Raw genomic sequence first — 24,290 nt, 5'->3', positions numbered from 1 at the left:
CGTGCTGTGTCGAATTCGATACTCGCGGTTGATTTTTCGGTCGAGCGGAGGAACCGCAATGCAGCCAGGTCGGTATCAATTTTCCGGTGCTGTCGATTCGCGATACCGAGACGCTGTCGCTGCATCCGTGATTCAACTTCACTGCGTGGGCGATAGCGTCCCGGTCGGATTCGAATTCACCAACCGTCGAGGTGCCTTCCGGGAGGGTGATCTTGTACTTCTCCATTGCAAAACTTCTTCGTGTAGTCCTATCCAATGGCCTACCCCGAGGGAGTTGGAGAGAAACGTTTCTACTGCGCCGCACTGACTGACGACATGTGGAAGTCGGGAATGCGCAGCGGCGGCATGGCGGTGCGGGTGAACCAGTCTTTCCATTCGCGGGGGAGGGTGATCTCGGTGCGTCCAGCTTCGGTGACACGGCGCAAGAGGTCCAGGGGGCTCTCGTTGAACCGGAAGTTGTTGACCGCGCCGACGATTGTGCCGTTCTCGATGAGGTACACACCGTCGCGGGTCAGCCCGGTGAGCAGCAGCGTTGTCGGATCAACTTCGCGGATGTACCAGAGTGTGGTCAGGAGGAGACCGCGTTCGGTTCTTGCAATCATGTCCTCGATGCCGGTGTCATCGCCGCCGGTCAGGATCAAATTGTCGCCGGGCACAGCAACGGGTCGGTCGAATTCGCGGGCAGCGTGACGTGGATATGCGAGTGCCGAGATCGTGCCGTCTTTGATCCAGTCGACGCGATCGATGTCCATGCCGTTGTCGAAGAGTGATACGGATTCACTCGACGACGTGGTGACTACGAACGGTGCGGATTCCAGGCCGTCGGCGCCGGGGTCGGAGGTCAGCGTCAAAGCGAGTGTTCCGAGGGTTTCCCCGATCCGCGTGCCACCTGTTTTCGACAGCGCGGTGTGACCTTCCTCGGCTCCGCGGCCTTCCATTGTCCACATCAGGTAGATCATGAGGTCGGCAACCGCGGAGGGCGGAAGAATTGTTTCGTAGCGCCCAGCCGGCAAGGCGACCGAGTTTTTCGCCCAGTCGAGACGAGTAGTCAACTGGGTTAACAGGTTGGGTCCGGAGATGTCGCTGAAGTCGACTGTCCCGGAGCCGACCCAGGCGCTGGCGTCGCCGCGTTTGCCGTTGATCTCGATCGAGCCGGTGGGCTGCACGGTGCGGCGACGCAGGCCGGCGGAGGTTCCGAGCCACGTGGTGTGCAGTTGATGATGGGCAAAGCCGAACAGTTGGTCGTGTCCGTCGAATCCGACGGAGAGGTCGGACGCAAGACGGCCGAAGACGGCGATGTCCGTCAGCACTGGTCCGGATTCCCACTCCGAATCTGCCGGACCTTCCGGAACGAGTTCGGAGGCGTCGTCGGCGGGTGTTGCACTTCGGGCGGCGTCCTCGCTGGCATTCACAACGGTCTCGATCTGGGCTGGATCAACGCTGCTGGAACTGACCGTGCCGACGCGGGCGACGTCACCGTCCCGAACAATGGAGATGACCGTCCAGGTCCTGGAAAGTGAGACGCCGTTCGTGGTCATGGAATTGTTGGCCCACCGCAGCGACGCTTCGCTGGCGTCGGTGACGATGATGATCGATTCGTCGACTGTTCGCGCGGCCAGCGCGCGTTCCACTACCTGCTGCGCCGTGATCACTGCTGGGCCTCCGAACGGGTGTTGAGGATGTTGACGCCGCGGAACAATGCGGACGGGCATCCGTGACTGACGGCTGCGACCTGTCCGGGTTGCGCCTTGCCGCAATTGAATGCGCCGCCGAGTTTCCATGTCGACGCTCCGCCGACGGCTTCCATCGAGCCCCAGAAGTCGGTAGTCGTGGCCTGATACGCGACGTCGCGTACCTGGCCGTCGAGTTTGCCGTCCCGGATCTTGAAGAACCGCTGACCCGTGAACTGGAAGTTGTAGCGCTGCATGTCGATTGACCAGGACTTGTCTCCGACGATGTAGATGCCGTTCTCGACTCGAGAGATCAAGTCGGCCGTCGACGTGTCGGACTCCGGATCGGCGGAGAGGGAAACGTTTGCCATGCGCTGGATGGATACGTGGTGTGGCGAATCGGCGTACGAGCATCCATTGGAACGATCCAGACCCAGACGCGGCGCAAATGCACGGTCGAGTTGATATCCGACCAGCGTGCCGTCTGCGACCAGATCCCAGCGTTGGGCGGCGACGCCGTCGTCGTCGTACCCGACGCTCGCCAGTCCGTGTGCGACGTTGCGATCGGCGGTGACATGCATGATGTCGGTGCCGTACTTCAGGGTGCCGAGCTTGTCCGGGGTCGCAAACGACGTGCCGGCGTAGGCGGCTTCGTATCCGATCGCCCGATCGTATTCGGTTGCATGCCCGATGGATTCGTGGATAGTGAGCCACAGATTGGTCGGGTCGATCACGAGATCGGTCGGGCCAGGTGTCACTGACGGCGCCTTGACCTTCTCAGCGAGCCACTGCGGGATCTGCGCCAGTTCATCCGCCCAGTCCCACGTGCTCTCGGTGCCGAGATACTCCCAACCCCTCGCCACCGGCGGCGCCAAGGTGCGCATCGATTCGAAGCTGCCCGCCGATTTGTCGACGGTTGTTGCCTCGATTTCGGGATGCAGGCGCACGCGCTGCTGAGTGATCGACGAGCCGGCCAGGTCGGCGTAAAACGTCTGCTCCTTGACCTGCAGAACTCCAGCGGTGACATGGTCGACGCCGTCGGATGCCTGAAGTCGGCCGGAATAGTCGAGGAGGAGATCTACCTTGTCCGACGTCGGAGTGGTGAACGGATCTATCTCGTACGGAGACACCCAGGTGGAGTCGACGTAGATCGGTTCGGCGGCAAGAGTCACCGGATCACGATTGAGAGATCGCAATGCCCTCGCCACCTCGACGGCTTGCTGCGCCAACGACGAGGCAACAGTTGGGGAAACCTCGGCATGTGAGGCAAACCCCCAGGTTCCGTCGACAATCACGCGGACAGCTACACCCACTTCGTCGCTGTCGGAAACGGATTGAACCTTGCCGTCGCGCAACCTGATCGACTGCGTGAGTAACCGGTGCACGCGCACATCTGCGTGCTCAGCTCCGGCGGCGCGCGCTGCGGACAGCGCGGCATCCGCTACTGCCCTCAGCGGGAGGGCGAGGAAATCTGCATCGACATCTCGGGTGACGGTCACGGTCATGACGCTAGCCGAACTGCTGCCACCCCAGGCGAATCACCATGGCAATCACGACAACCAGCAGCGTGATCCGGACAAATCCGGAGCCTTTACTCAGCGCCATGCGCGAACCGACGACCGCGCCGAGGACATTGCACACCGCCATCGCCAATCCCAAGCTCCACCACACATGGCCGGTGACGGCAAAGTACGTCAAAGCGCCGAAATTGGAACCTAGATTGATGACCTTCGCCATCGCGGCACTACGGACGAACTCCGTTCCCAGGAACGTCGCGAAGCTGATGATCAGGAACGTGCCTGTTCCGGGGCCGAGCAAACCGTCGTAAAGCCCGATGAGTCCCGCCGACAACAGGATCACCAGAGCCGACTTGCGCTGAGTCGGGCGGTGGGTGGCGAGCGTTGTCCCCAAGCTGGGACGCAGCGTGACGAACACGGCGACGGCCACCAGGACAACCATCACGATCGGGATGAAGTACTTCTTGTCGATCAACGACACTGCGGCCGCGCCACACGCCGCAGTGATCGCAGCGAGGATCGCCGCTGGGATCAACTGCCGCCATTGCATCGGAATTCGGCGTGAGAAGGTCCACACCGCAGCGCTGGTGCCGGTGAACGCGGTGAGCTTGTTGGTGGCGAGCGCAGCTTGCGGCGTCAACTGGGGAGCAACCAGGAACAGTGCAGGCAGCAGAATCAGTCCGCCGCCGCCGACAACGGCGTCCACCCATCCGGCCGCCGTTGCAGCCGTCATAAGTAGGCCCCAGTCCGCAATATCCACGGCGGTGACTCTCTCACAGTGCGACGAGTGATGCGGCCACGGTGTGGGAGTCTTGAGCGCATGAGGAGGTTCAGCCTGTGGCTGCGAGGCAAGCCGATGATCGCCGACGGTGCGTTGGCACTGCTGTTCTTCGCCCTGGAAATCGTCTCGTACATCGGTTCGGAACGTGAGGAACACTGGCCACAGCTGGCGCTCGGATTCCTGATCTGCCTTCCCGTCCTCTGGCGTCGCAAGTATCCGCGAGTGTCTGCGGTGGCGATCCTCCTCATGTCGTTCACCAGCACTTTTCTCATGTGGATGAGCGGGAATGCATCGATCGAACACCCCGGATTGCTGGCACTCGGCGTTGCTCTCTACACACTGGTCATGTACGTGGACCGGCGCACCGCCGCGATCTATCTCGGGTTCCTCTTTGTCGACTCGACTCTGGCGATGCTTGTGGTGCGAACCGACATCGTCCTGGATCTCATCGTTACCGCAATGCTGTTCGCCCTGGCCTGGATCAGTGCCGAATTTGTCAGTGCCAGACGCGCGTACGACGAAGAGGTGGCAGCGCGACTGGAGGTTGCCGAATACGACCGCGACCGCCGAGCCGAGGAAGCCGTGGCCGCCGAGCGCACCCGCATTGCCCGTGAATTGCACGACGTCGTTGCCCACGCGGTGAGCGTGATGATCGTCCAAGCCGACGGGGCGGGCTACGCCGTCGACACGAATCCGGCGCTCGCGAAGAAAGCGCTTGGCAACATCTCGAGCACCGGACGTGACGCGCTCGCAGAACTACGACGCACGGTCTCGCTGTTGCGCACCGAAGTCAACAACGACGCGATGCCGCAGCACGGGTCTGCAGGCATCGCGAAGGTCGTGGAGATGATGCGCGCGACGGGTTTGAGTGTGCGACTGGAGTTGACGGGCGAACTCGACGACATCACGCCGTCCGTGAGTTTGGGCATTCACCGAATCGTTCAGGAGTCACTGACCAACGTGCTGCGCCACGGCGGTTCCAGTCCGAAGGCCCGAGTAACTGTGCGCCGTACCGAAACCTCTGTTCTTGTGGAAGTCATCGACAGGGGGACAGCGACGTCGGCTTTCACGGGCGGTTCCGGCAACGGCCTGGTCGGAATGCGTGAACGCGTCGCAGTTCTGCAGGGAACCCTCGAGACCGGTCGACGTCCGGACGGCAGCTGGCGCGTGTATGCAGAACTTCCGCTCCAGATCAAGGATTGACGTCAGAGCCCGCTGAACGCCGCCCATCGTGCGTCGGCGCTGTCGAGCGTACCGATGCTGCTCTGCCCCTTGCCGTGTGCGATCCCGTCCAGATCTTGGATGATCCAGTAGATGGCAAACGGGTGGCTGCCGAACCACAGATCGCCACTGACATCGAGTGCGCGCGCCGGGTCAGGTGTCAGGTTTTCGAACAGCGGCGTGTTTCGTACAAGGGAGGCGTCGTACTGCTGGCCGGAAAGTACGGCGATCGTGTGTGCGGCATGTTCGGGCAACAGTTCCGGTGAGACAGGAGAGATCGTTCCGGTGTCCTGATTGTTGGTTGCGTTGATTTCCGCAGCAGGTCTGGTGAATCCGGCTTCGGTGACGAGTGTGGAGATCGGGGTGGTGGGCGGAACGGTGAACAGGTTTCCGCTGTAGCCGAGAAGTATCGCCAGGCTCTGACCGGCTGCTGCGGACTTGACGTCCTCGAGGCCCGACTCCAACTTTCCGATCATCGCGGTTGCCTCGGCATCTCGATCGAGTTGCGCCCCAGCCTGTTCGAGAACATCTCGCCACGGCGCCGAGTAGGGGAGAACCAAGGTCGGTGCGACGGCATTGATCTGAGTGAAAAGGCTCGGTAGTGGACCCGCATTGCTCATCAAGATTTCATCGGGTTCGACTGCCGCGATTTCCTCGACAGCGGGGTTGGCGAAGAACGTCGGCTTGTCGAGCACCTCGACGCCCTGGTCGCGAAGAATCGTCTTGGCGACATCCGAACGCAGTGTGCTGTAGACGACGGCGGGTTTCACGCCGAGAGCCAAAGCACTCAGGCCCGCGTATTCATCGAGTGCGAGAATGCGTTGCGGCGACGCCGGTACTTCGACGGTCCCGAATTCGTGCGTGACGGAGCGAGTTGCAGAAGCGGTGCCGGATTCGCCGGCACTGCTGCAAGCGCTTGCCCCGGCGACGGTGAGGACCAGTGCACAAATGATGCCGAGGGTGGTTCGGGTGGTGAACATCTGAGGTCAACGATCCGTTCGTGGGAAGAAGAAGGACAAGACGGTGCCGGCCAGCAGTAAACCTGCGCAGACGAGCAGGGCTTGGGAGTATCCGGAAACCAGCGCTTCGGTCGGCGCGCTCTTGGATCGTGCGGTCGCCGAAGCCGCGACGCTCACGAGAACGGCAAGTCCGAGTGAACCGCCGATCTGACGTGACGTACTGAGTAGCCCGGATGCCATGCCGACTTCTTCGGGAGGGGCGTCGGCGGTGGCGACGTTACTGAGCGGCATGAACGAGAGGCCGATACCGATGCTGGTCAGCAGTGACGGCGCGATGAGCACAGCCCAGAAGGAACTGTCGACGTTCATGAACGAGAAGATGAAGATTCCGATCGCTGCGAGTGCCGTTCCGATCACGAGCAAGGGTCGAACCCCGTATCGCGGAAGGAGTTTGGTTGATGCGAGGATTCCGACAACCAGGCCGACACAGAACGGCAGGAAAGCCAAACCGGTGGTGGTCGGCGAATATCCCAGTCCGCGTTGCAGATACAGCGAGACGAAAAAGAACGCACTGAACTGGCCCGCACACACCAAGCACATGATGGCGTTGGCCAGCCCGATCCGGGGGCGAAGCAGAGTGGACAGTCGTACCAACGGTGTGGCGCAGCGGCTCTCGACCACAACAAATGCAGTGAGCAGGACGATCGTGAGCGCGAATCCACCCAGAACATAACCCGAAGTCCAGGAATGCGATTCGGTGGCGATGACGGTGCCGACCAGCGCGGTGATTGCGGTTGTCGCCAAGATTGCGCCGGGGAGGTCGAGGGAGCCGCCACTGCCGTGCTGGCCGGCGGGTAGACCGCGAGCACCGGCAACCGCTGCGACCAGAGCAACGGGTGCGCCGGCGAACATCACCCATCGCCAACTGAATCCTTCGGTGAGGACTCCGCTCAGGACGACACCCAGTGCCCCGCCAAGCGCCGACGTCATAGCTCCGATTCCGAAGGCTTTCGCCCGCGCACGCCCGGTGGGAAAGGCCTGACTGAGGGCGGCGAGCCCGGCAGGAGCGATCAACGCGGCGCCGACGCCTTGAAGCGCACGTGCTCCGACGAGCATCTCCGCAGAGTTCGAGAAAGTCCCGACAATGCTGACGAGAGCGAACAGCAGAAGCCCCGAGACCAGGACTTTTCGAGTGCCGAGCACGTCGCACAGCCGACCGCCGAGGAGAAGGAGTCCACCGAATGCGAGTGCGTACGCATTGACGACCCACGACAACCCGGCGTCGGAGAAGCGCAGTGATTCCTGGATGTCGGGCAGCGCGACGTTGATGACTGACATGTCGAATGCCACCAGGAACTGCGCAGCCGCCGCGGTGGTGAGGACCAGGGCAGGCGCGGTCACCGCCCGCGTTGTCCGCGTCATTGGAGTCGCCTAATTTGTATACATGTTCTCATAAGTAGTTAGGTTTACCTTGCAAAGGATGGAGATGCAAGGGGTTCCCCAAGCGAGAGCACTGTGGCAGGGACGCGCACAATCGACGGATGGGCGAAAAAATGGAGCCGAGATCACCACGGCTCGGACGTCCGCCGACGATGACGGCGGAGCAGATTGTGGACGAGGCGAAGCGCCAGTTGGCGGCGGGCGGCGCCGACGCCCTGAGCATGCGCGCTGTGGCGAAGTCGCTCGGCACTACGCCAATGGCGCTGTACCGCCACGTTGGGGACAAGGAACAGCTGATCAGTGCGGTTCTGGACGCATATTCGCAGAACCTCGGCGCCTTGGTACTGCCCCAGGATCCTGCGGAGCGCCTGCACGTGATCTTTGCCGCCATCTTCGACACTTTGGCGTCCGAGTGCTGGATCATCGAGTTGCTTCAGCGAGGTGGGCGAGGTGGGAGCGGCGCTTTGATCCTGGTTGATCGGGCTATGGCCGCGTGCGTCGAGTTCGGCATGTCTCCGCGTCGCGCACTGTTGGTTTATCGAGCGCTGTGGAGCTACACACTCGGCTCGTTGCTCAACATCTACGACAACGACGCGCGGCCGGAAGGCAGCATGTCACCTCTTGCGGTCAAGATCCGAGAAATCGGGTCCGCGGAACTGCCCGTACTCAGCGAGGCGCTCGAGGACTGGCCGGTAGGGACGACGACTGACGGCTATCTCGAAGGTCTCGACATACTGATCGGCGGATACCTTCGTAGCCCCGTCTAGCGTCGCGTCCAGCAAGGTCATGTCTCGTCGGTAATTCGCCTGAGCTGTGCGGTTTTCGAGGCTGGATGCTGCCGAAATGGCGAAGCTGGATGCTGTTGAAATGGCTCTGCCCGGTGACCGTCGACGGTCACCGGGCAGAGACGCAATGATTGAGGGTTGGGGATCAGCGCAGGTACTGTCCGCACACCGGCCATGCTCCGGCGCCCTGACCTGCAAGGACGTTTTCCGCGACACGTTCCTGCTCTGCCTGGCTGGCGTTGTGCGCACTGCCCGAGCCGCCGTAGGCCTGCCACGTGCTCTGGCTGAACTGGAGTCCGCCGTAGTAGCCGTTGCCGGTATTCGCAGCCCAGTTGCCCGACGATTCGCATTCTGCGACGCCCGACCAGTCGTGGCCGGCAGCAGATGCGGTGCCCGTGCTCAGGCCGAAGGCCCCGGCCGTGAGGGCGCCGGCGGCGGCGACGGAAGCAAGGACGCGAGTGACAGTGTTTTTCTTCATGTAAATAATTCCTTTCCATTTCCGCCAGCGAAGGACGGTGACCGTCTCAGCTCCCACCACAGGGGATGTTGTCGAATCCGAATCACGGGGTGGGGCTGGCGGTGGCGATCCGGTAATGCCCGGTTGCTTGGGCTCACTCCAAGGTAGGTCACTGTCACGGATTGGTCACGGGTCGGCGTGTCGACGCGCCTTTGTGCAACAGATGTGCATCAGAACGCGTCTTTGCAGGTCGATTGCCGTTATCGGAGCCTTTTGGGCGTTACAGAATTGCATTGAAATGTGATGTATATCACGTTGTAAGCGGTCTCGGATCGCTCGATTTACCTCGATCCGGGTGGATTGTCACGCTGAAATGACCGTCGCAGTCAGCGCCCAAAGACCACTTCTTCGACAACCGACCGAACAGATTTTCCTTGTGAGCCAGCAGATTTGGGTTCATGCGCACGATCAACTGAGTATGGTCAGGAAGTCGGCTGCCGAAGATCGAGTCGACAGTTGCGGTCGTGGGTGGATCAATCACCAGAGCGGCGGTGAGTACCAAGCCGGGGATGACACCGTTTGCAACCGTGCATCCTCGGCAGGGGTGGATATGACGCAGATTGCTGCACTTTGGCGCACGGTCGCGTCGAGCGTAAAGTGGTCGCCGCAGACCCCTCCACTCCTGTGGATAAGGGGGTCTAGCTGTTTGTAGGGCTAAATTTCCTTTGGCTCTCGGTTGGGGTCACGTTCGGACAAGTGGTCGTTGGACCACTCAGCGGCGAACACATTTTTCTCGTGGCGGTCGATTGTGGTGTTGGCGCACCACGCGACGAGGTCGGCCATTTGGATCAACTGAGATCCTGCGGACTCGATATGAATCGCATCCTCAATGACGCGGCGTTCAGCTAAAGCGAGTCCTCGACGGGCGGTTCGACAAGAGCCGTCAGCCCCATCGCCATCCATGAAAATCATTGCTAGAGAGTCGAACTCAAGCAACTCGTGTTCGACTCTCGTCGCGAGTTCGGCATAGAGTTCTCTTTTGATCTGCGCCAGGTTACCGGGTTTTCTGCGACGGCAGATCGCGCCAAGCGACAGTCCCTCGGCGCATCGCAAAGCTTCCAAGCGCTCATGCGCTACTTCACGACCGAAGTCTTTCCAATATTCGTGTCCATCGTGAACATGCCGGCCAGAGATACTTTTCGAGATTCGACCACGCCCGTTCACATAGGCAGTGGTGTGTAGTTTCTCAGTGGTGTGTAGTTTCTCAGTGATTGGAATGCCGAACTCGCGCCACAGGCGCTTGCGCGTATCAAGCCAGCATCGCAGAACTGAACGCCAATGATCTGGACTGATTTTGATCCACCCGGAAACGGCCTTCGTCGGCGACTGTGGCAACGGAACGCAGCGGTTCCGGGCGCAAACAGAGTAGGCCGACGTCGCTTACAGCAATTCGTCTGCCAGGCCGAGAGACGGTACCAGGGTTGCGATGTCGACGATCTCGATATGTGCTGCCGGTCCGCTGGTGAACTCGGCGACGGTGAACTGTCCGGCGGGCCCGAACTTCTCTTCGAAGCGGAGTCGCGTGTGGGGAGAGTAGCGGCCCATGGCCCACTCGGCGGTTGATTGTGAGGCCACCAAGAACTTCTTCGGAAGCGACCCGACGACGAACATCTGCGCACGCCGTTCCGTCGGGTCCGACGCCAGGTGAACCAGATCAGCGAACACGCCGCGCTTGCGCATGGTGCCGGCACCCTTCCACTGCGAAACCTTGAACTCGGCGATGCGTCGATCGGTCTCGACATCAAATGGCCTGTTGGGGTCGTTGCCGGCGCCGAGTGATGGCCTGGCCGAGGGCGTAATTCGGTTGACGACCCGTTGTCGGCCATCCGTAATATCGAACCTCATGCGCACATCGAAGGAATTCGTTCTCCGCCCGTGTGAGGGCGAAGGAGAGTGGCCGGCGCTCGTTCGCATCTGGCGAAGCGCTGTTGAAGCAACCCACGACTTTCTGACCGCCGAGGATGTCGATTTCTACGAATCTCGGATGCTCAGTGACTATTTCCCGGCGGTCGAACTGACGGTTGCGGAGTTCGAGGAAACTCCCGTGGCATTCTCAGGGCTTGTGGGCAATTCTCTCGAGATGCTGTTCGTCGACAGTTCCTACCGTGGGCATGGTGTTGGTTCCGCGCTTCTGTCGCGTGCGATCGAGCGCCATCCCGATCTGCGTCTGGACGTCAACGAGCAGAACCCGCACGCTGCCGGCTTCTATCAGCGCCACGGTTTTGTCGTCCTGAGTCGATCGGCGACCGATTCAGACGGGCGCCCGTTCCCGATCCTTCACATGGGGCGGTCAACCATTGGGGCCGACACCCCGATCGGACTTGGCTGACCACCCCGCGAGATGCACTACGCCTCACGGAGATCCCTGTGAAAATCGATCACTTCACGCCGCTTGTTCAACCTTCGGAAACAGCCGAGCGAGGACGTCAGCCAAGGTGATTATCCCGACGGTTGTCCCATTGTCGGTGACGACCGCCAGATGATTTCGGGTTTCCCGCATCGATGCGAGTGCGAGGTGGACCGGCGTATCGGATGCGAGAATGAACGCTGGCCGCATGATGTCTGCTGCGCGGGCGTCGTCGGGCTGGAGCAGGGTATCTCGGACATGGAGAATACCGAGGGGAATGCCGTTGTCGCGTACCAGGATTCGTAGATGTCCCGATTGCTTCGAAACCCTGCGAACCTGATCGAGTGGGGTGCCTGAAGTGACCGAGGTGGGCTCCTTGTCGCTGCGCAGAAGGTCGCGCACGGTCAGCGTCTGCATATCGAGAGCTCCGGACAGTTGAGCCGAGTAGCTGGCGTCGAGTGCTCCCACGTTCGCGGAGTGTTCTACCAAGTGCCGCAGGGCTGCGGGATCCTGCCCACTGCCGATGTGTGCAACGGGTTGAACACCGACTTTGATCAACAGCCAGTTGGCCATCGAGTTCAAGGCCTGAAGTAGCGGCCGTGTGAGCCACATGAACCCGCGCATCGGTATGGCAAGCATCGTCGCCGATTTCTCGGGGTGGGCAATGGCCCATGATTTCGGGGCCATTTCACCGACAACCAGATGGAGGAACGTCACGATGATCAGGGCCAGGACGAAGCCTGCGACGTCCGCCACCCAGAGCGGCATTCCCCAACTCGAGAAAGCGGGGGTCAGCCAGTGGTGGACGGCAGGTTTGGTGATCGCGCCGAGCGCGAGCGTGCAGATGGTGATGCCCAGCTGGGAGCCGGCGAGCAGCACGGTCAATTCGGATGAGCTGCGTAAGGCAGCGCGAGCTGCGCGACTGTTCGGCGCTGCATCCTCGAGGCGGTGCCGCTTGGCGGAGATGAGCGCGAATTCGACGGCGACGAAGAAAGCGCTGAGTGCGATCAGTGCGACCGTAATCGAGAGAATTATCCAGGGGTTGTCCATCACTTCGCCTCCTTGGCGGTGGCGTCAGCGGACTGAGGTGTGTCGTCGACCTGAATGCGCAGCGACGATGGAACATGTCGATCAACCGAGAGAACCTCGATGACCACTGAGCTTCGGGGCGGGCTGTCGTCGGAGATTAGGTCGGCAGGGTCGGGCGGCAACTCGACGCGGATCTGCGCGCCAACGGGCGGCAGTTCCCCGTAGTGAGCGATGGTGAATCCGGCAATCGTCTCGTAATCACCGGCGGGCAAGTCGCGGCTGATGGTGCGTTCGACCTCGTCGAGGTGTGTGCCGCCGGCGACAACCCACGGTCCGTCCGCGGAGGGGAGTTCGAACGGAAGGTCCGGATCGTGTTCGTCGGTGATTTCTCCGACGATCTCCTCGGCAATGTCCTCGAGCGTGATGACACCGGCGAATCCGCCGTATTCGTCGATGACACAGGCGAGTTGATTTTCGGTGTCGGTGAGTTCGGTCAAGGCTTTCGGGAGCGGCAAAGTGGTGGGGAGAACGAGAGCCGGTCGGGCCAGGGAGCGCACCGTCGAGTTGCTGGTTGCTGTCATCGTCAGCACGTCGTGCAAATGGATGACACCGACAATATCCTCCGAATCGTCACCGACGACGGGGTAACGGGAGTGTCCCGTTCCCATGCGTGTGATGACCTCGTCGAGGGGGTCGTCGACGCGGACTGTGTCCACGTGTGTGCGGGGGATCATCGCGTGCTCGACGGGGCGGGTGGGGAAATCGAGAATACGGTCGAGCAATGTCGACAACTCCGGCGGTAACTCGCCGGTTTCGCGGGATTCGGCGACGATGTGTTCGAGGTCGCGGGCAGAAGCGGAGTGTTCCACGTCATGCACGGGTTCGATCTTCAAGGCGCGCAACAACACATTCGATGCTTGGTCGAAGATCCAGATCAACCACCCGAACAACTTGAGATAGATCGTGGTCGAGCGAGCCAGCCACCGCGCTACCGGCTCCGGCCGAGCGATCGCCAGATTCTTGGGGAAGAGCTCACCGAAGAGCATTTGCACCAGGGTGGAGAAGAGAAGCGCGAGGACGGCGCCGATCGCCAACCCGACTGCTGTCGGGACGCCGATTCCGCCGAACATCGTCCCCAAGGACTTACCGATGAGTGGTTCGGCGACGTAGCCGACGAGAAGTCCGGTCACCGTGATCCCGAGCTGGGCGCCGGAAAGCATGAACGATGTGCGGCGGGTAACCGCGAGAGTTCGTCTGGCTCCGGCGTCGCCGCTTTCGGCGAGTGAGTTGAGCCGCGAGCGGTCGACGGCCATGTAGGCGAATTCTTGTGCGACGAAGTATCCGGTCACTGCGGAGATAAGCAGTACGACCAATACTCCGAGCAGCAGTGTCAGTGCGATCATCATGAGCCGGACACCTCGTCATCGCGTTTCGCTACGCAGTGGGTGGTATCCGGCCGGGGTCTGTGTCTGTCCATGGTGCTCTCTGTAGGAGTATGAAAACTTCTCCTTTACTCTACGTTTACCGTGAGCTGGAAGTTCCCTCAGGGGATCACGGGTGCGGCACACCCGAGCGAGAGGGCACCCATGATTTTGGGGACACCCTTTTGATAGAAGGTGTCGAGGTCGCGGATTTCGAATCCAGCGGTTTGGACGAGCGCCGGGATCTTACGGGTGAGATGGCAACCGCCCACGACAGCTTTCTGGATCGGTTCGAAGCGGTGCTGCCAGCGTCGAACATTCTCGTCGGGGGCCAGACCGTGTTCGACAAAGTGAAGGGTACCGCCGGGTTTGAGGACGCGCCGCACCTCGCGCAACGCGGCGTGTGCGTCGGGGATCGTGCACATCGTCCAGGTGGACAGGGCGGTGTCGAAGGTGTTGTCGGGAAAGGGGAGTGACTGGCCGTCGAGTCCGGAGCGTTCGACGGGTACCGGCGACGCCTCGAGCCGTGCGCCTGCCAGTTTCCAGCCGAGGTCGGCGGGTTCGACAGCGCTGACGGAATCGATGGTGTTCGGGTAGAACGGGACGTTGAGACCGGATCCGAAACCGATTTCGACTACTCGGCCGTGCAGGTCGGCGCAGACTCGCTTGCGTGACGGTTCGGTCACCGACATCCCGCAGGCGACATTCACCAGCCGTGGAACGAAGTGATTCTCGTAGAACCTCATGACAGCCTTCCCATCTTCCGGTTGCTGTACATCCAGCATTTCAGAGTCGCGGCAGATGTTGCACCCGCTCACGCCGATGGATTTGTGAACATCGCAGCACACCGGTGTCGACGTCGAAACGGGGTAACCACCGAAAGGGGATGGATTCGGAGAGGACGAACAATGACCGACAATCCACGTTCGATTGCCGAACGCGCCATAGATGTTCCCCCCGGCGCCGGACAAGAACGGTTCGCCGGATACGGAGTGATGGGGCAGCCCTTTGCAAGTGGCCACTACCTGGCATTGCGGCATTTTCCCGCCAGTTCCGTCGGGGCCGGGTACGACGCGGTGTGGCATCGAGACCCCGCCGGAAGCTGGGTCATTTACAGCAGCAACCCACCCGAGACCAGCTGCGCCCGATACTTCGGCTCGGATCTCGCGGCCGCACGAACAGCAGAGATCAAGGTGACGTGGGCAGGCCCGTCGACGTTCACTGCCCGGGTGGACGAGTCACTCGTCTGGGAACTCGAATTGGGTCGATCGGTTGCCACTGCCGCAATGACGGGCCTCGGCAAGCTCATGCCCGAGGCGTTGTGGCGCAGTGACGGTGTCCTGTCGGCGATGGGACGCGCCGCTGGACCTGCGCTGGGCGTCGGCCGGGTGAAATTGACCGGCACGACCCCGAACGGTCAGTGGTTTCGAGCCAATCCGCGGATGTTGTGGACCGTCGAGCGAAGTCGGGCGAGTATCGACGGGGTCGACATCGGACCGCCCGGTCCGCTGCCTGAACAGGCGCGTCTCGGAGACTTCTGGCTTCCGCAGCGCGGAATGTTCGTGGTAGGCGAGTCCTACTTCGAAGCCTATGACGCCACCCGACACCAGCCGGCCCCTCGGAGTGGCTGAGTCGCATCAGCTCTGTCGGCCCGATAGATTTACGCGGTGCCTATCTCCGTGCTGATTGTCGACGACCAGGAACTCATGCGAATGGGCCTCAATATGGTCCTTGCGGCACACGAAGATATTTCCGTCGTCGGTGAGGCTGGGGACGGCGCGGCTGCCCTTGCCTCGGCGATCGCACTGAAGCCGGATGTCGTGCTGATGGACGTTCGGATGCCGATCGTCGACGGAGTCAGTGCAACCGAGCAGATTCTGGCGTCGGGGATCGAATCGCGTGTTCTGGTGATGACGACGTTCGACCTCGACGAACATGCGCTCGGCGCGTTGCGGGCCGGTGCCAGTGGGTTCCTGCTCAAGGACACTCCGCCCGAGGATCTTGTATCCGCAATCCGCAGTGTTGCTGCCGGCGATGCTGTTGTGTCACCCAAGGTGACACGAAGGTTGTTGTCTCGCTTTATCGTTGACGGTCCGGCGCCGCGGCGCGATCCGATTGTTCTCGATGTGTTGACCGAGCGTGAACGAGAAGTGCTCAGCCACATTGCGACGGGTCGGTCCAACACGGAAATCGCCCAGGAGCTGTTTCTGTCCGAGTCGACGATCAAGTCTCACGTCGGACGTATTTTGACCAAGCTGGATCTTCGCGACCGTGTGCAAGCTGTCGTGCTGGCCTACGAGACCGGGTTGGTTACTCCCGGCTCGTAGGCCGATTCAGGCTCAGGCGTCGAAGGAGCCGACCGTCGGAAGCACGATGCAGGACTTTCCGTCGGTGTAGTCGACCTTGCCGAACATCGTGGCCAGGACCTTGCCGTCGCCGGTGTCGACCACCTTCGACAACAGGGGAGTGTCCACGATAGGGAGGGTCTCGTCGAGGGGAACGATTCCGCCCTTGAAGGTACTGGTGTTGATCCAGGCGACACTCAAGCCGGAGGTCTTCGGAATCCCGAGGTACGCAGGAATCGCCTGGAAGCGAAGTTGATCGTCCTTCACCAGCGGACCCACCGGGAAGTTGGGTCCCGACTGCGCCGTTGCCAGAGTCACCGTCGCCATCTGTCCGTCGAGCCCACAACCAACCGTCGGTGCGGGATACATGAACTGCACCGGTGTCGTGAAGCCGAGATCAACGCCCAATGCGTCAGCGATCTGGTCAGCTGCCGTCGTGCCGATCAACTGATTCAACGCAGCAGTCGCTTCGGGAGAGATTGCGGCGGCTTGACCGATCAGTGCTGCGAGGTCGGTGGGCACATTGATCTCGACGGGCACCGTGAACTCGGCAGGTGTCTCGGGATCTGCTGCCGCAGTACCGGCTCCGAACAGGGTAGATCCTGCAGTCAGGGCTACGACGGCGGCAGCGCCGGCAAGCGCAGCGGGTAGACGTCGGGAAAGTCTCTTGCCGGGGAGTCGGCTCATGTCGGGCTCCTTCACGTTCACTGGGTCCGCTGGAAAGCGGGCTGAAACGACTTGACCACACGCAGAGTCTAAAGGTCAACTTTAGGGTTAGATTGTTAGCGGAGCGTTAGTTACCGCCGCGCACACCGATTGAAGCGCAGAAGTGACTCACTACACAGGCAATGTGGGCAGCTCGGGAGAAAAACCGGACCGTCGTGCGTTGTACTGGTAGACCGTCTGAAAGGGGACGTCATGATCGCCGCCTTGTTCCTGCTTTATGTGATCGTCGAGATCGCCGCACTTGTCATCGTGGGCAACGCCATCGGCATTGCCTGGACAATCTTGCTTTTCCTGGCCGGTTCACTGGTCGGGCTGGTGCTCATGCGTTCGCAGTGGCGCAAAGTCATGGACGGATTCCGCAAAGCAACACGCGGCGAAGGCTCGCCGTCACTTGCTGTCGCAGACGGCGCCCTCGTGGCCGCTGGTTCCGCGTTGATGTTCGTCCCCGGTCTTGTCACGTCGGTCCTGGGTCTGCTTCTGCTGATTCCCCCGACCCGATGGGCACTGCGTCCCCTGGCTGTTCTTCTGGCGGGCAAGCGTGCGGCAGCATTCGCAGCAGGTGGTGACGCCTTTGCCGGCACCGTCGGATACGCAGCACGGATGCGCGGAAACGGTGAGGTCATCGACGGCGAGATCATCGTCGAAACACCTACCGCTACCACCGAATATGTCGCAAGCAACGGCAAAGAACTCGTCCTCGAAGGTGAGATTCTCGACACGGATACACCTACCCGTTCGCGGGGGCCGCAGTACTAGCAGGCAGACTTGGCCCTTGTGACTACTCGACTGCTGGTCAACGGCCGGATCTACAGTTCCTTTGCACCTGACGCGACTTCACTCGCCATCACCGACGGCACCGTCGTCTGGGTAGGTGACGAACGCGCCGGAAGGGCACTGCATCCCGGCGCCGAGATCGAAGATCTCGGCGGTGCATTTGTCACCCCGGGGTTTGTCGACACCCACGTCCACATCACTGCTCTGGGATTGTCGATTGTCGGACTTGATCTCGTCGGCACCCAGTCGCTCGACGAATGCCTTTCGCGGGTAACGGCATTCGCTGACGCCAACCCGGACGCCGTCATCTGGGGGCACGGGTGGGACGATACCGAATGGGCCGGCAGTACTGCGCCGTCGACGGCTGACCTCGATACTGCGGCCCCCGGACGCAAGGTGTATCTATCCCGGATCGACGTGCACTCAGCCGTCTGCTCGAGCACGCTGCGGGACGGGATAACCGGACTGGCCAACGAGGCCGGTTACTCGCCAGACGGCCCGCTCACCTTCGACGCTCACCACCTCGCCCGCGCCGCCGCACGCAACCTGCTCACGGCAGATCAGCGCGCCGCGGCTCGCACCGCCGCCCTCGATCTCTGCGCGTCACGCGGAATCGTCGCCGTACACGAGTGCGGCGGCCCGGACATCTCGGGCCTCACCGACTTTCAGGAACTCCTCGCCCACGATCACGGCGTCGAGGTCCGCGGCTACTGGGGTGAGCACGTCAGCACCGCGGAAGACGCGCAGGCGCTCCTCGACAAGACAGGCGCTCACGGACTTGGCGGTGACCTCTTCATCGACGGTTCACTGGGATCGCATACTGCCTGGCTCACCGAACCCTATGCAGATCAACCGGATTCGACCGGAAACGCCTACTTGGGCGTCGACGGCATCGCCGCGCACATTCGCGCCTGCACCCTCGCCGGCATCCAGGCCGGTTTTCACGCAATTGGTGATGCCGCCGTCTCCGCCGCAGCGAAAGCCTTCCGACAGGTTGCCGACGAACTCGGCGGACCCAAGGTCGCCGCTCTCGGCCACCGCCTCGAGCACGCCGAAATGATGTCGATCGCAGATGCCGAAACCTTTGCCGCGCTCGGCGTCATCGCCAGCGTCCAGCCGGTTTTCGACGAACTGTGGGGCGGCACCGACGGCCTGTACGCCACTCGACTGGGCAGCGAACGCGCCGTTGCACTGAACCCGTTTGCCCCGGCAGCTTCCACCGGCGTGTCCCTCGCCTTCAGTTCCGACGCACCGGTCACTCCGGTGGAACCGTGGGCGATGCTGCGAGCCGCAGTACATCACCGCACCGACGGAAGTGGCATCTCACCTCGCGCAGCGTTCTCAGCCGCAACCCGCGGCGCCTGGCGCGCCGGTGGAGTGCGCGACGGCGCGGCCGGAACACTCAACCCGGGTGCACCGGCGTCGTACGTCATTTGGGAAGCGGGCGACCTCGAGGTGAGCGCTCCCGCCGACTCGGTCCAGCGATGGTCGACCGATCCGCGCTCGCGCGTCCCGGCACTACCGAAGCTCGACGCCGATGCGCCGGCCCCGGTGTGCGTTCGATCGGTGCATCGCGGACGCGTCGTTTATGAGCGTTGAGCCCATTGTCGGTGAGCGCTCCCGACTGACGGCCCTTCTGACTGATTCGATCTGGCTGCGGTCGCTCTACTCCGCGGCCGGCGGATTTCTGATCTTTGCGGGATTTCCGCCACGCCCCCTGTGGTTTCTCGCTCCGGTGGGCATTGCTCTCCTGACGTGCGTTCTCACGAACTTCGGCCGCGGGGGACTGAGGCTGCGAGCCGGCTTCGGATACGGCTACCTGGCGGGTCTCGGCTTTCTGATTCCGTTGCTCCCGTGGATCGGTGTGTTTGTCGGCGCGTTGCCGTGGATAGCTCTTGCCGCGGTGGAGTCACTGTTCATCGGATTGTTCGGGCTACTGGCGGTGCTGGTGTCGCGGTCGCCGTGGGCTCCGTTGTGGATTGCCGCGACCTGGACGCTGACCGAGTGGTTACGCTCGAGCGTGCCGTTCGGCGGATTCCCCTGGGGCAGGCTTGCATTCGGCCAATCCGAAGGCTTGCTTCTCCCGTTGGCCAGTCTCGGCGGGGCTCCACTGCTCAGTTTTGCGGTGGCACTCACGGGGACAGGGTTGGCTGCGGCGGCGATCGCCGTTGCAAACAAACGCTGGGACAAGGGATTTGTGGGAGCGATTGCCGCAGCCGTCGTACCGGTTCTGCTGGCTGTAATCGTGTCGCCGTTCCTCGCGACTATGGACTCCGGTGAGAAGACGATTACCGTCGCCGCAATTCAGGGCAGTGTCCCGCGGTTGGGGTTGGACTTCAATTCCCAGCGCAAGCAGGTGCTCGACAACCACGTTGCCGAAACCCTGAGGCTCGCCGACGAGGTCGACGCCGGACGCGTCAAACAACCCGACATTGTCATCTGGCCGGAAAACGCGTCGGACATCGATCCGCTGCGCAACGTGGACGCGGCAGCCGACATCACTCGCGCGTCCGTGTCGATCGGTGCGCCGATCCTGGTCGGTACCGTGCTGGTCAACGCCGACCGGACGACCACAAACTCCGTGATCGTCTGGGACGGAAACAAGGGTCCACAGGAACAGCACGACAAGAAGATCATCCAGCCGTTCGGCGAGTACCTGCCGTACCGCGATTTCTTCCGGAAGTTTTCCGAGTATGCCGACCGAGCCGGCAACTTCGTACCCGGCGACGGCAATGGCGTTGTTCACGCTGCCGGTGTGCCTATCGGGATCGCCACGTGTTACGAGGTGGCCTTCGACCGGGCCTTCCAGGAATCAGTTCGCAATGGGGCGCAAATTCTTGCCGTACCGACCAACAATGCGACGTTCGGCGATACGGAGATGACATACCAGCAGTTGGCGATGTCGCGAGTACGTGCCGTCGAACACGGCCGGGCGGTAGTTGTCGCAGCCACGAGTGGTGTCAGTGCCATCATCTCGCCGGACGGTTCCGTCACCTCGGAGACGGATATGTTCGTCCCCGAGTACTTAGTTGCCGACGTGCCACTCTCGACCGAGACCACCCTTGCAACAAAGCTCGGCCCCGCACCCGAGGTAGTCCTGTGCCTCCTCGCTGCGGGCGCAATAGTGATGGCAGTGATTTCCCGACGACGTGAACCCGCCCTTCCCGAAACAGGAGAGAGCAATGACTGACGTAACCAAGGGCTCGAAAACTGACCTGGTGGATTCGAGTTACACCATCGCGCTCGACACCGGAAGCGTTCGCGGTGTTGTGGATATCGCGGCGGTCCTGCTCGGCGCCGACGGCAAAGTCCGGACCGACGACGACTTCGTCTTCTTCAACAACCCGAAAGCACCTGGCGTTGTACTCGTTTCGGACGAGACGATCACCATCGACCTTGCGGCTGTGCCTGCCGACGTTCACCGCGTGCTGATGACCGGCAGCACCGAGGCTCAGGGCAAGAACTTCTCGGACGTCACCTCGATCCGCGTCGACGCTCGTGGTGCGTCGCAGCAGTTGTCTTTTGTGCCAACTGGTTTGAGCACCGAGACAGTGCTGCAGTTGGTAGCCCTCTATCGCCGCGGCGCAGGGTGGCGCCTGGACGCTGTCGGACAGGGGTACAGCGCCGGTTTGGCAGCTTTTGCCGCCGAACACGGTATCGACGTCGATGACGACGAGCCAAGTGCTGCTGTGGCACCGGAGCCGCCCGTTGTCAGTGCGGCTCCGACGATCAGCTTCGAGAAAGTCTCCGTCAGCCTCACCAAGGACTCGCCGGACAAGACAGCGCGCATCGACCTGCGTAAGAGCCAGGGCGATCCCAGTTGGGTGTTGACCGTCGGCCTGGAATGGGATGGGCGCGGGGCGACGTACGACGGAAACGGCAAGGTCAAGAAGTACGGCGAAGGAGACCTCGACGTCTACTTCTTCTGCCGCAACGAAGAGACCAACGACTACGTCGTCATCAGTGGTGAGCCGAATCATCGCGGCGGACTTGATACATGGCCGCACATCTACCACTACGGTGACAGTGCCGGTCCGGGCAAGGGGAAGAAGCCTGCTGTCGAGCAGGTCCGCGTGTTGCCACAAGAAAACGGCGATCTACTGGTCAACGTCTATCAGAGCGTGGACAACGGGGCAGGGGCCATCGACTCGTTCGGTAAACCTCGCGTCGCCATTCGCTACGGCAAGGCCGGCAAGGACGGACTCCCCGGTCCGGACGCCGACGAGATCCTCGTGTTTGTCGGCAACGGCAAGAACTCCTTCTGGGCGACCATCGCGCACATCGACGTCCAGGACGGTGTTCTGACCGTCGACGGCGAGACTCGGTACAGCCGAACGCTCAGTGAGCGCATGCCCGGCCTGGACAGCGCCGGCCAGTGGGTGCAGCGGCCTAAATCGGGCCCGACGGGACGCAGCAAGAAAGCGAACAAGGGCATCGGCCTCGACAAGTACGCCGGCAAGTGCGAGCCCGCCGGTAAGAAGCGCCGCTAAAAGGGCTTGCGGTCTTCTATTTCGGGTATTCGCCTTGACACCTAGTCGAGCAAAGGGCGTCTCCCATGATCGAAGATCAGAGTGTCATCCACAAAACCAGCGTTGTCGACGCGGTTCTGCGGTCTCCACTTGCTGGACTGTCGCCGTGGATTCTGCTCTCGTTGTTGTCCGGACCAGGACGCTTCGAAGAATCCGCGGCAGCGGCACTCGGGTTATCGCTGCTGATACTGGCCGCAAATCATCGGCGGGGCGGCACTCTGAAACTGCTGGAACTGTTCGATGTCCTCTTCTTCGGCGTTCTCGCAGGAATCGGTCTGTTCGCCTCGGCAAATACGATCGAGTGGTTCGAATTGTGGGGCGGTGAGCTCACCAATGTCGCGCTTGTCGTCTTCGCTTTCGGATCGATACTGCTCCGCAACCCGTTCACCATGCAATATGCAAAGGAATCCACCCCGCAGGAGTACTGGACCACGTCGCTGTTCTTGCGGATCAATTACGTCATCACCGCGGTCTGGGCGCTGGCCTTCACCTGGTCCGCGATTGTCGGACTGATCGGCGACGCAGTGCTGGGCGACAGCGGCAATTTCTGGACGGGTTGGATTCTGCAGTTGGCGGGCACGTTCTTCGCTATCTCGTTCACCGAGTGGTATCCGAGCTACGCCCGGAGCAAGGCCGGCCAAGCACTCGGGTTTCCGGTCGAGCCGCCGGAATCCATTGCTCGACTGTTCGATTTCGTCCCTGTTTTCGTAGCAATCACCGGTATGGCCGGGCTGGTGACGGACTCGACGCCGGTTTCCCTGGGCGTCGCGCTGATTGTGGTGGGAGCAGCGGGATACGTGGCGATGCGCCGCTGGACGACCTGAGCGCACCAGGGAGGAAGCTGGGCCCTGTCTGTGACGTTTGGCATCCGAGCCGTCCGGGGATACAGCAAACACTGGTACAGATATCCGTGCCGATGGCTTTTCCCGCACACTTGCGCGAGGGACGCTACCGGCACGGGTGCTTGTCTGAACGATGAAAACCGCTGAGCGGAAACGCTTTCGGGTGACGTCGGCGTCGAAGAAGGGTTCGTGGACAATGGCTGCAACACAAGGACCGCATCGGCATCGAACGCAACGAGAAAGACCGCCCGGCACATTGCCGGACGGTCTTCGACGTGCACGCTGTGGTGCTAGTGCATCACGCTCCGCGGCGCTTCGCCTTCAGGAGATCGAGACGCTCTTTCAACAGTTCTTCGAGCTCCTCGACGGAACGACGCTCGAGCAGCATGTCCCAGTGGGTGCGCGGCGGCTTGACCTTCTTGGCTTCGGGCGCAGTGCCCTCCATGAGGGAACCCTCGAGGCCGTTGCGGCACATCCACGTACCGGGGATCTCGGCGTCGTCGGCGAACGGGATGTCAAAGATCTCACCGTTGTCGCACTTGTACTTCGCCATACGACGGGGGGCGAGGTCATGGTCACGGTCGGTCTCGTAGCTCACAGCTCCGAGTCGGCTACCTCGAAGTACGCGATCTGCCATGGTGGTGTCCTCTCTTCGTTCGTCACCGCTGGTGGGCGCCCTGTCTTGGGGAGTAGACGCTCACACTCATCTACAACGCCACGAGCACCGGATTGGTTCCCGTGTGGCGAGAAGACGCAACCTCCCCATCTTACCGGGTGCTGCGCGCTCACATCCGAGCGGACATCGAGGGCGTCGGAATCTCGAGTAAAGTGTCCAGTCATGACCTCGAGCACGCGCCCCAGAAGCGCCGCAAGCCCCTGCGCGTGGTGCGGTCGCGGCGTACCGGCTGTGGGCGTCGGCCGTCGGCGTCGTTACTGCTGTCAGTCGTGTCGCCAGCGTGCGTACGAGCAGCGCAATGCGGTGAAGGGCACCAGCGTTCCGGCGGACGCGGTCATCCTGACGGCGACCGAGGCTGTCGAGTTGGTGGACCGCATGTTCGAAGTTCGGTGTGCTGCCGAGGATGTTGCCACGGCAGTCGCCGAGGGCGCTGATTCCGCCGAACTTCTCGCGTTGTGCGAGCAGTTGACGGTACTCGCGCGCGAAGCCGAACGTTTCCGATGAACCGGTAATTTCTTTCGATCGACGCGGTGTTTCGATCCTCCCCGTCTGGGCAATCACTTTGTAGCCGTGCGCGCCGCCGTGAATAAGCGGTGGGCACACGAGGCGATACAACTTAAATCCTTCAGTTCGGACCTTCGGGGAGGTTCGAACTCCGAGCCGACCCACAATCGCGCACGTATCGCGATCAATGAGGTCCGGTGGGCTCGT

23 protein-coding genes and 1 pseudogene are annotated in these 24,290 nt (G+C 61.8%); 11 read left to right on the top strand and 13 right to left on the bottom strand.

Annotation, left to right across the window (positions count from 1 at the left end; genetic code table 11):
* Window positions 1-290: 290 nt before the first annotated feature.
* Genes FFI94_RS15355 through FFI94_RS15345 form a run of 3 tightly spaced genes read right to left on the bottom strand, consistent with a single transcriptional unit; the run spans window position 291 to window position 3,920 of the window.
* Window positions 291-1,652, bottom strand: coding sequence for a metallopeptidase TldD-related protein (locus FFI94_RS15355; RefSeq protein ID WP_138868620.1), 1,362 nt, complete (start codon window positions 1,650-1,652; stop codon window positions 291-293).
* Window positions 1,649-3,175: a TldD/PmbA family protein gene (locus FFI94_RS15350; RefSeq protein WP_138868619.1), complete on the bottom strand. Its 1,527-nt coding sequence runs from the start codon at window positions 3,173-3,175 to the stop codon at window positions 1,649-1,651. The genes FFI94_RS15355 and FFI94_RS15350 overlap by 4 nt, the downstream gene beginning before the upstream one ends.
* Before the next feature lie 4 nt (window positions 3,176-3,179).
* The gene (locus FFI94_RS15345) at window positions 3,180-3,920 is read right to left on the bottom strand and encodes a TSUP family transporter (protein WP_397495562.1); all 741 of its coding nucleotides are present in this window, start codon (window positions 3,918-3,920) and stop codon (window positions 3,180-3,182) included.
* Window positions 3,921-4,007: 87 nt separating this feature from the next.
* Here FFI94_RS15345 and FFI94_RS15340 point away from each other — a divergent pair, with 87 nt between their 5' ends.
* Window positions 4,008-5,171: a sensor histidine kinase gene (locus FFI94_RS15340; protein WP_185993213.1), complete on the top strand. Its 1,164-nt coding sequence runs from the start codon at window positions 4,008-4,010 to the stop codon at window positions 5,169-5,171.
* A gap of 2 nt (window positions 5,172-5,173) precedes the next feature.
* Here FFI94_RS15340 and FFI94_RS15335 read toward each other — a convergent pair whose 3' ends face one another.
* Together FFI94_RS15335 and FFI94_RS15330 are read right to left on the bottom strand one after the other, a co-directional pair.
* Window positions 5,174-6,169 carry an ABC transporter substrate-binding protein gene (locus FFI94_RS15335; RefSeq protein ID WP_138868617.1) on the bottom strand — a complete coding sequence of 332 codons (996 nt, stop codon included), beginning with the start codon at window positions 6,167-6,169 and terminating at the stop codon, window positions 5,174-5,176.
* 6 nt (window positions 6,170-6,175) lie between these two features.
* Window positions 6,176-7,570 (bottom strand): MFS transporter, encoded by a 1,395-nt coding sequence (locus FFI94_RS15330; protein WP_138868616.1) that lies wholly within the window; start codon window positions 7,568-7,570, stop codon window positions 6,176-6,178.
* Window positions 7,571-7,689: 119 nt separating this feature from the next.
* On the opposite strand from FFI94_RS15330, the gene FFI94_RS15325 reads away from it, so the two are divergent.
* Window positions 7,690-8,355 carry a TetR/AcrR family transcriptional regulator gene (locus FFI94_RS15325; protein WP_138868615.1) on the top strand — a complete coding sequence of 222 codons (666 nt, stop codon included), beginning with the start codon at window positions 7,690-7,692 and terminating at the stop codon, window positions 8,353-8,355.
* Window positions 8,356-8,524: 169 nt separating this feature from the next.
* On the opposite strand, the pseudogene FFI94_RS15320 reads toward FFI94_RS15325, so the two are convergent.
* The 3 genes and pseudogenes from FFI94_RS15320 to FFI94_RS15310 all read right to left on the bottom strand — a co-directional run.
* Window positions 8,525-8,851 (bottom strand): annotated as a pseudogene (locus FFI94_RS15320) (transglycosylase family protein); the annotation flags it as partial.
* 693 nt (window positions 8,852-9,544) lie between these two features.
* Window positions 9,545-10,225 carry a DUF3800 domain-containing protein gene (locus tag FFI94_RS33675; protein ID WP_185993212.1) on the bottom strand — a complete coding sequence of 227 codons (681 nt, stop codon included), beginning with the start codon at window positions 10,223-10,225 and terminating at the stop codon, window positions 9,545-9,547.
* 45 nt (window positions 10,226-10,270) lie between these two features.
* Window positions 10,271-10,735 (bottom strand): hypothetical protein, encoded by a 465-nt coding sequence (locus FFI94_RS15310; protein WP_138868613.1) that lies wholly within the window; start codon window positions 10,733-10,735, stop codon window positions 10,271-10,273.
* Here FFI94_RS15310 and FFI94_RS15305 point away from each other — a divergent pair.
* Window positions 10,734-11,219, top strand: coding sequence for an acetyltransferase (locus FFI94_RS15305; RefSeq protein ID WP_138868612.1), 486 nt, complete (start codon window positions 10,734-10,736; stop codon window positions 11,217-11,219). The two genes, FFI94_RS15310 and FFI94_RS15305, sit on opposite strands and share 2 nt — an antisense overlap.
* A gap of 54 nt (window positions 11,220-11,273) precedes the next feature.
* On the opposite strand, the gene FFI94_RS15300 is transcribed toward FFI94_RS15305, so the two are convergent.
* From FFI94_RS15300 to FFI94_RS15290, 3 genes are all read right to left on the bottom strand, one after another.
* Window positions 11,274-12,287 carry a hemolysin family protein gene (locus FFI94_RS15300; RefSeq protein ID WP_138873205.1) on the bottom strand — a complete coding sequence of 338 codons (1,014 nt, stop codon included), beginning with the start codon at window positions 12,285-12,287 and terminating at the stop codon, window positions 11,274-11,276.
* Entirely contained in the window at window positions 12,287-13,672 is a 1,386-nt protein-coding gene (locus tag FFI94_RS15295) for a hemolysin family protein (protein WP_138868611.1), read from the bottom strand. Before FFI94_RS15295 ends, FFI94_RS15300 begins: the two co-directional genes overlap by 1 nt.
* A 137-nt stretch (window positions 13,673-13,809) precedes the next feature.
* On the bottom strand, window positions 13,810-14,433 hold the full coding sequence (locus FFI94_RS15290) for a class I SAM-dependent methyltransferase (protein ID WP_138868610.1): 624 nt from the start codon (window positions 14,431-14,433) through the stop codon (window positions 13,810-13,812).
* A gap of 162 nt (window positions 14,434-14,595) precedes the next feature.
* Here FFI94_RS15290 and FFI94_RS15285 point away from each other — a divergent pair, with 162 nt between their 5' ends.
* The gene (locus FFI94_RS15285; RefSeq protein WP_138868609.1) at window positions 14,596-15,318 is read left to right on the top strand and encodes a hypothetical protein; all 723 of its coding nucleotides are present in this window, start codon (window positions 14,596-14,598) and stop codon (window positions 15,316-15,318) included.
* A 36-nt stretch (window positions 15,319-15,354) separates the two neighbouring features.
* Window positions 15,355-16,014, top strand: coding sequence for a response regulator transcription factor (locus tag FFI94_RS15280; protein WP_138868608.1), 660 nt, complete (start codon window positions 15,355-15,357; stop codon window positions 16,012-16,014).
* A 12-nt stretch (window positions 16,015-16,026) separates the two neighbouring features.
* Here the strand turns inward: FFI94_RS15280 and FFI94_RS15275 are convergent, their stop codons facing one another.
* The gene (locus FFI94_RS15275) at window positions 16,027-16,719 is read right to left on the bottom strand and encodes a hypothetical protein (RefSeq protein WP_138868607.1); all 693 of its coding nucleotides are present in this window, start codon (window positions 16,717-16,719) and stop codon (window positions 16,027-16,029) included.
* A 231-nt stretch (window positions 16,720-16,950) separates the two neighbouring features.
* On the opposite strand from FFI94_RS15275, the gene FFI94_RS15270 reads away from it, so the two are divergent.
* From FFI94_RS15270 to FFI94_RS15250, 5 genes are all read left to right on the top strand, one after another.
* Window positions 16,951-17,514 (top strand): FxsA family protein, encoded by a 564-nt coding sequence (locus FFI94_RS15270; protein WP_138868606.1) that lies wholly within the window; start codon window positions 16,951-16,953, stop codon window positions 17,512-17,514.
* Window positions 17,515-17,532: 18 nt separating this feature from the next.
* Window positions 17,533-19,131, top strand: a complete 1,599-nt coding sequence (locus FFI94_RS15265) for an amidohydrolase (RefSeq protein ID WP_138868605.1) — start codon at window positions 17,533-17,535, stop codon at window positions 19,129-19,131.
* On the top strand, window positions 19,121-20,722 hold the full coding sequence (gene lnt, locus FFI94_RS15260) for an apolipoprotein N-acyltransferase (RefSeq protein ID WP_138868604.1): 1,602 nt from the start codon (window positions 19,121-19,123) through the stop codon (window positions 20,720-20,722). The genes FFI94_RS15265 and lnt overlap by 11 nt, the downstream gene beginning before the upstream one ends.
* The gene (locus FFI94_RS15255) at window positions 20,715-22,022 is read left to right on the top strand and encodes a TerD family protein (protein WP_138868603.1); all 1,308 of its coding nucleotides are present in this window, start codon (window positions 20,715-20,717) and stop codon (window positions 22,020-22,022) included. The genes lnt and FFI94_RS15255 overlap by 8 nt, the downstream gene beginning before the upstream one ends.
* 65 nt (window positions 22,023-22,087) lie before the next feature.
* Complete coding sequence (locus FFI94_RS15250; RefSeq protein ID WP_138868602.1) at window positions 22,088-22,885, top strand: hypothetical protein; 798 nt, start codon at window positions 22,088-22,090, stop codon at window positions 22,883-22,885.
* Window positions 22,886-23,201: 316 nt separating this feature from the next.
* Here the strand turns inward: FFI94_RS15250 and FFI94_RS15245 are convergent, their stop codons facing one another.
* Window positions 23,202-23,540 carry an RNA polymerase-binding protein RbpA gene (locus tag FFI94_RS15245; RefSeq protein ID WP_033232034.1) on the bottom strand — a complete coding sequence of 113 codons (339 nt, stop codon included), beginning with the start codon at window positions 23,538-23,540 and terminating at the stop codon, window positions 23,202-23,204.
* A 201-nt stretch (window positions 23,541-23,741) separates the two neighbouring features.
* Between FFI94_RS15245 and FFI94_RS15240 the strand changes: the two genes are divergently transcribed.
* Window positions 23,742-24,083: a hypothetical protein gene (locus FFI94_RS15240; RefSeq protein ID WP_138868601.1), complete on the top strand. Its 342-nt coding sequence runs from the start codon at window positions 23,742-23,744 to the stop codon at window positions 24,081-24,083.
* Window positions 24,084-24,290: the final 207 nt, after the last annotated feature.

Origin of the sequence: Rhodococcus sp. KBS0724, assembly GCF_005938745.2 — a bacterium.
Classification (GTDB): Bacteria; Actinomycetota; Actinomycetes; order Mycobacteriales; family Mycobacteriaceae; genus Rhodococcus_F.
Note: the sequence above shows the minus strand (reverse complement) of the source record. Positions and strands in the feature narration are given on the sequence as shown.

Bases quoted from the DNA above. Each gene is read 5' to 3' on its own strand.
- FFI94_RS15350 (WP_138868619.1), bottom strand. From the start codon at position 3,175: ATGACCGTGACCGTCACCCGAGATGTCGATGCAGATTTCCTCGCCCTC.
- FFI94_RS15345 (WP_397495562.1), bottom strand. From the start codon at position 3,920: ATGACGGCTGCAACGGCGGCCGGATGGGTGGACGCCGTTGTCGGCGGC.
- FFI94_RS15340 (WP_185993213.1), top strand. From the start codon at position 4,008: ATGAGGAGGTTCAGCCTGTGGCTGCGAGGCAAGCCGATGATCGCCGAC.
- FFI94_RS15335 (WP_138868617.1), bottom strand. From the start codon at position 6,169: ATGTTCACCACCCGAACCACCCTCGGCATCATTTGTGCACTGGTCCTC.
- FFI94_RS15330 (WP_138868616.1), bottom strand. From the start codon at position 7,570: ATGACGCGGACAACGCGGGCGGTGACCGCGCCTGCCCTGGTCCTCACC.
- FFI94_RS15325 (WP_138868615.1), top strand. From the start codon at position 7,690: ATGGGCGAAAAAATGGAGCCGAGATCACCACGGCTCGGACGTCCGCCG.
- FFI94_RS15305 (WP_138868612.1), top strand. From the start codon at position 10,734: ATGCGCACATCGAAGGAATTCGTTCTCCGCCCGTGTGAGGGCGAAGGA.
- FFI94_RS15310 (WP_138868613.1), bottom strand. From the start codon at position 10,735: ATGAGGTTCGATATTACGGATGGCCGACAACGGGTCGTCAACCGAATT.
- FFI94_RS15300 (WP_138873205.1), bottom strand. From the start codon at position 12,287: ATGGACAACCCCTGGATAATTCTCTCGATTACGGTCGCACTGATCGCA.
- FFI94_RS15295 (WP_138868611.1), bottom strand. From the start codon at position 13,672: ATGATGATCGCACTGACACTGCTGCTCGGAGTATTGGTCGTACTGCTT.
- FFI94_RS15290 (WP_138868610.1), bottom strand. From the start codon at position 14,433: ATGAGGTTCTACGAGAATCACTTCGTTCCACGGCTGGTGAATGTCGCC.
- FFI94_RS15285 (WP_138868609.1), top strand. From the start codon at position 14,596: ATGACCGACAATCCACGTTCGATTGCCGAACGCGCCATAGATGTTCCC.
- FFI94_RS15275 (WP_138868607.1), bottom strand. From the start codon at position 16,719: ATGAGCCGACTCCCCGGCAAGAGACTTTCCCGACGTCTACCCGCTGCG.
- FFI94_RS15270 (WP_138868606.1), top strand. From the start codon at position 16,951: ATGATCGCCGCCTTGTTCCTGCTTTATGTGATCGTCGAGATCGCCGCA.
- lnt (WP_138868604.1), top strand. From the start codon at position 19,121: ATGAGCGTTGAGCCCATTGTCGGTGAGCGCTCCCGACTGACGGCCCTT.
- FFI94_RS15255 (WP_138868603.1), top strand. From the start codon at position 20,715: ATGACTGACGTAACCAAGGGCTCGAAAACTGACCTGGTGGATTCGAGT.
- FFI94_RS15250 (WP_138868602.1), top strand. From the start codon at position 22,088: ATGATCGAAGATCAGAGTGTCATCCACAAAACCAGCGTTGTCGACGCG.
- FFI94_RS15245 (WP_033232034.1), bottom strand. From the start codon at position 23,540: ATGGCAGATCGCGTACTTCGAGGTAGCCGACTCGGAGCTGTGAGCTAC.
- FFI94_RS15240 (WP_138868601.1), top strand. From the start codon at position 23,742: ATGACCTCGAGCACGCGCCCCAGAAGCGCCGCAAGCCCCTGCGCGTGG.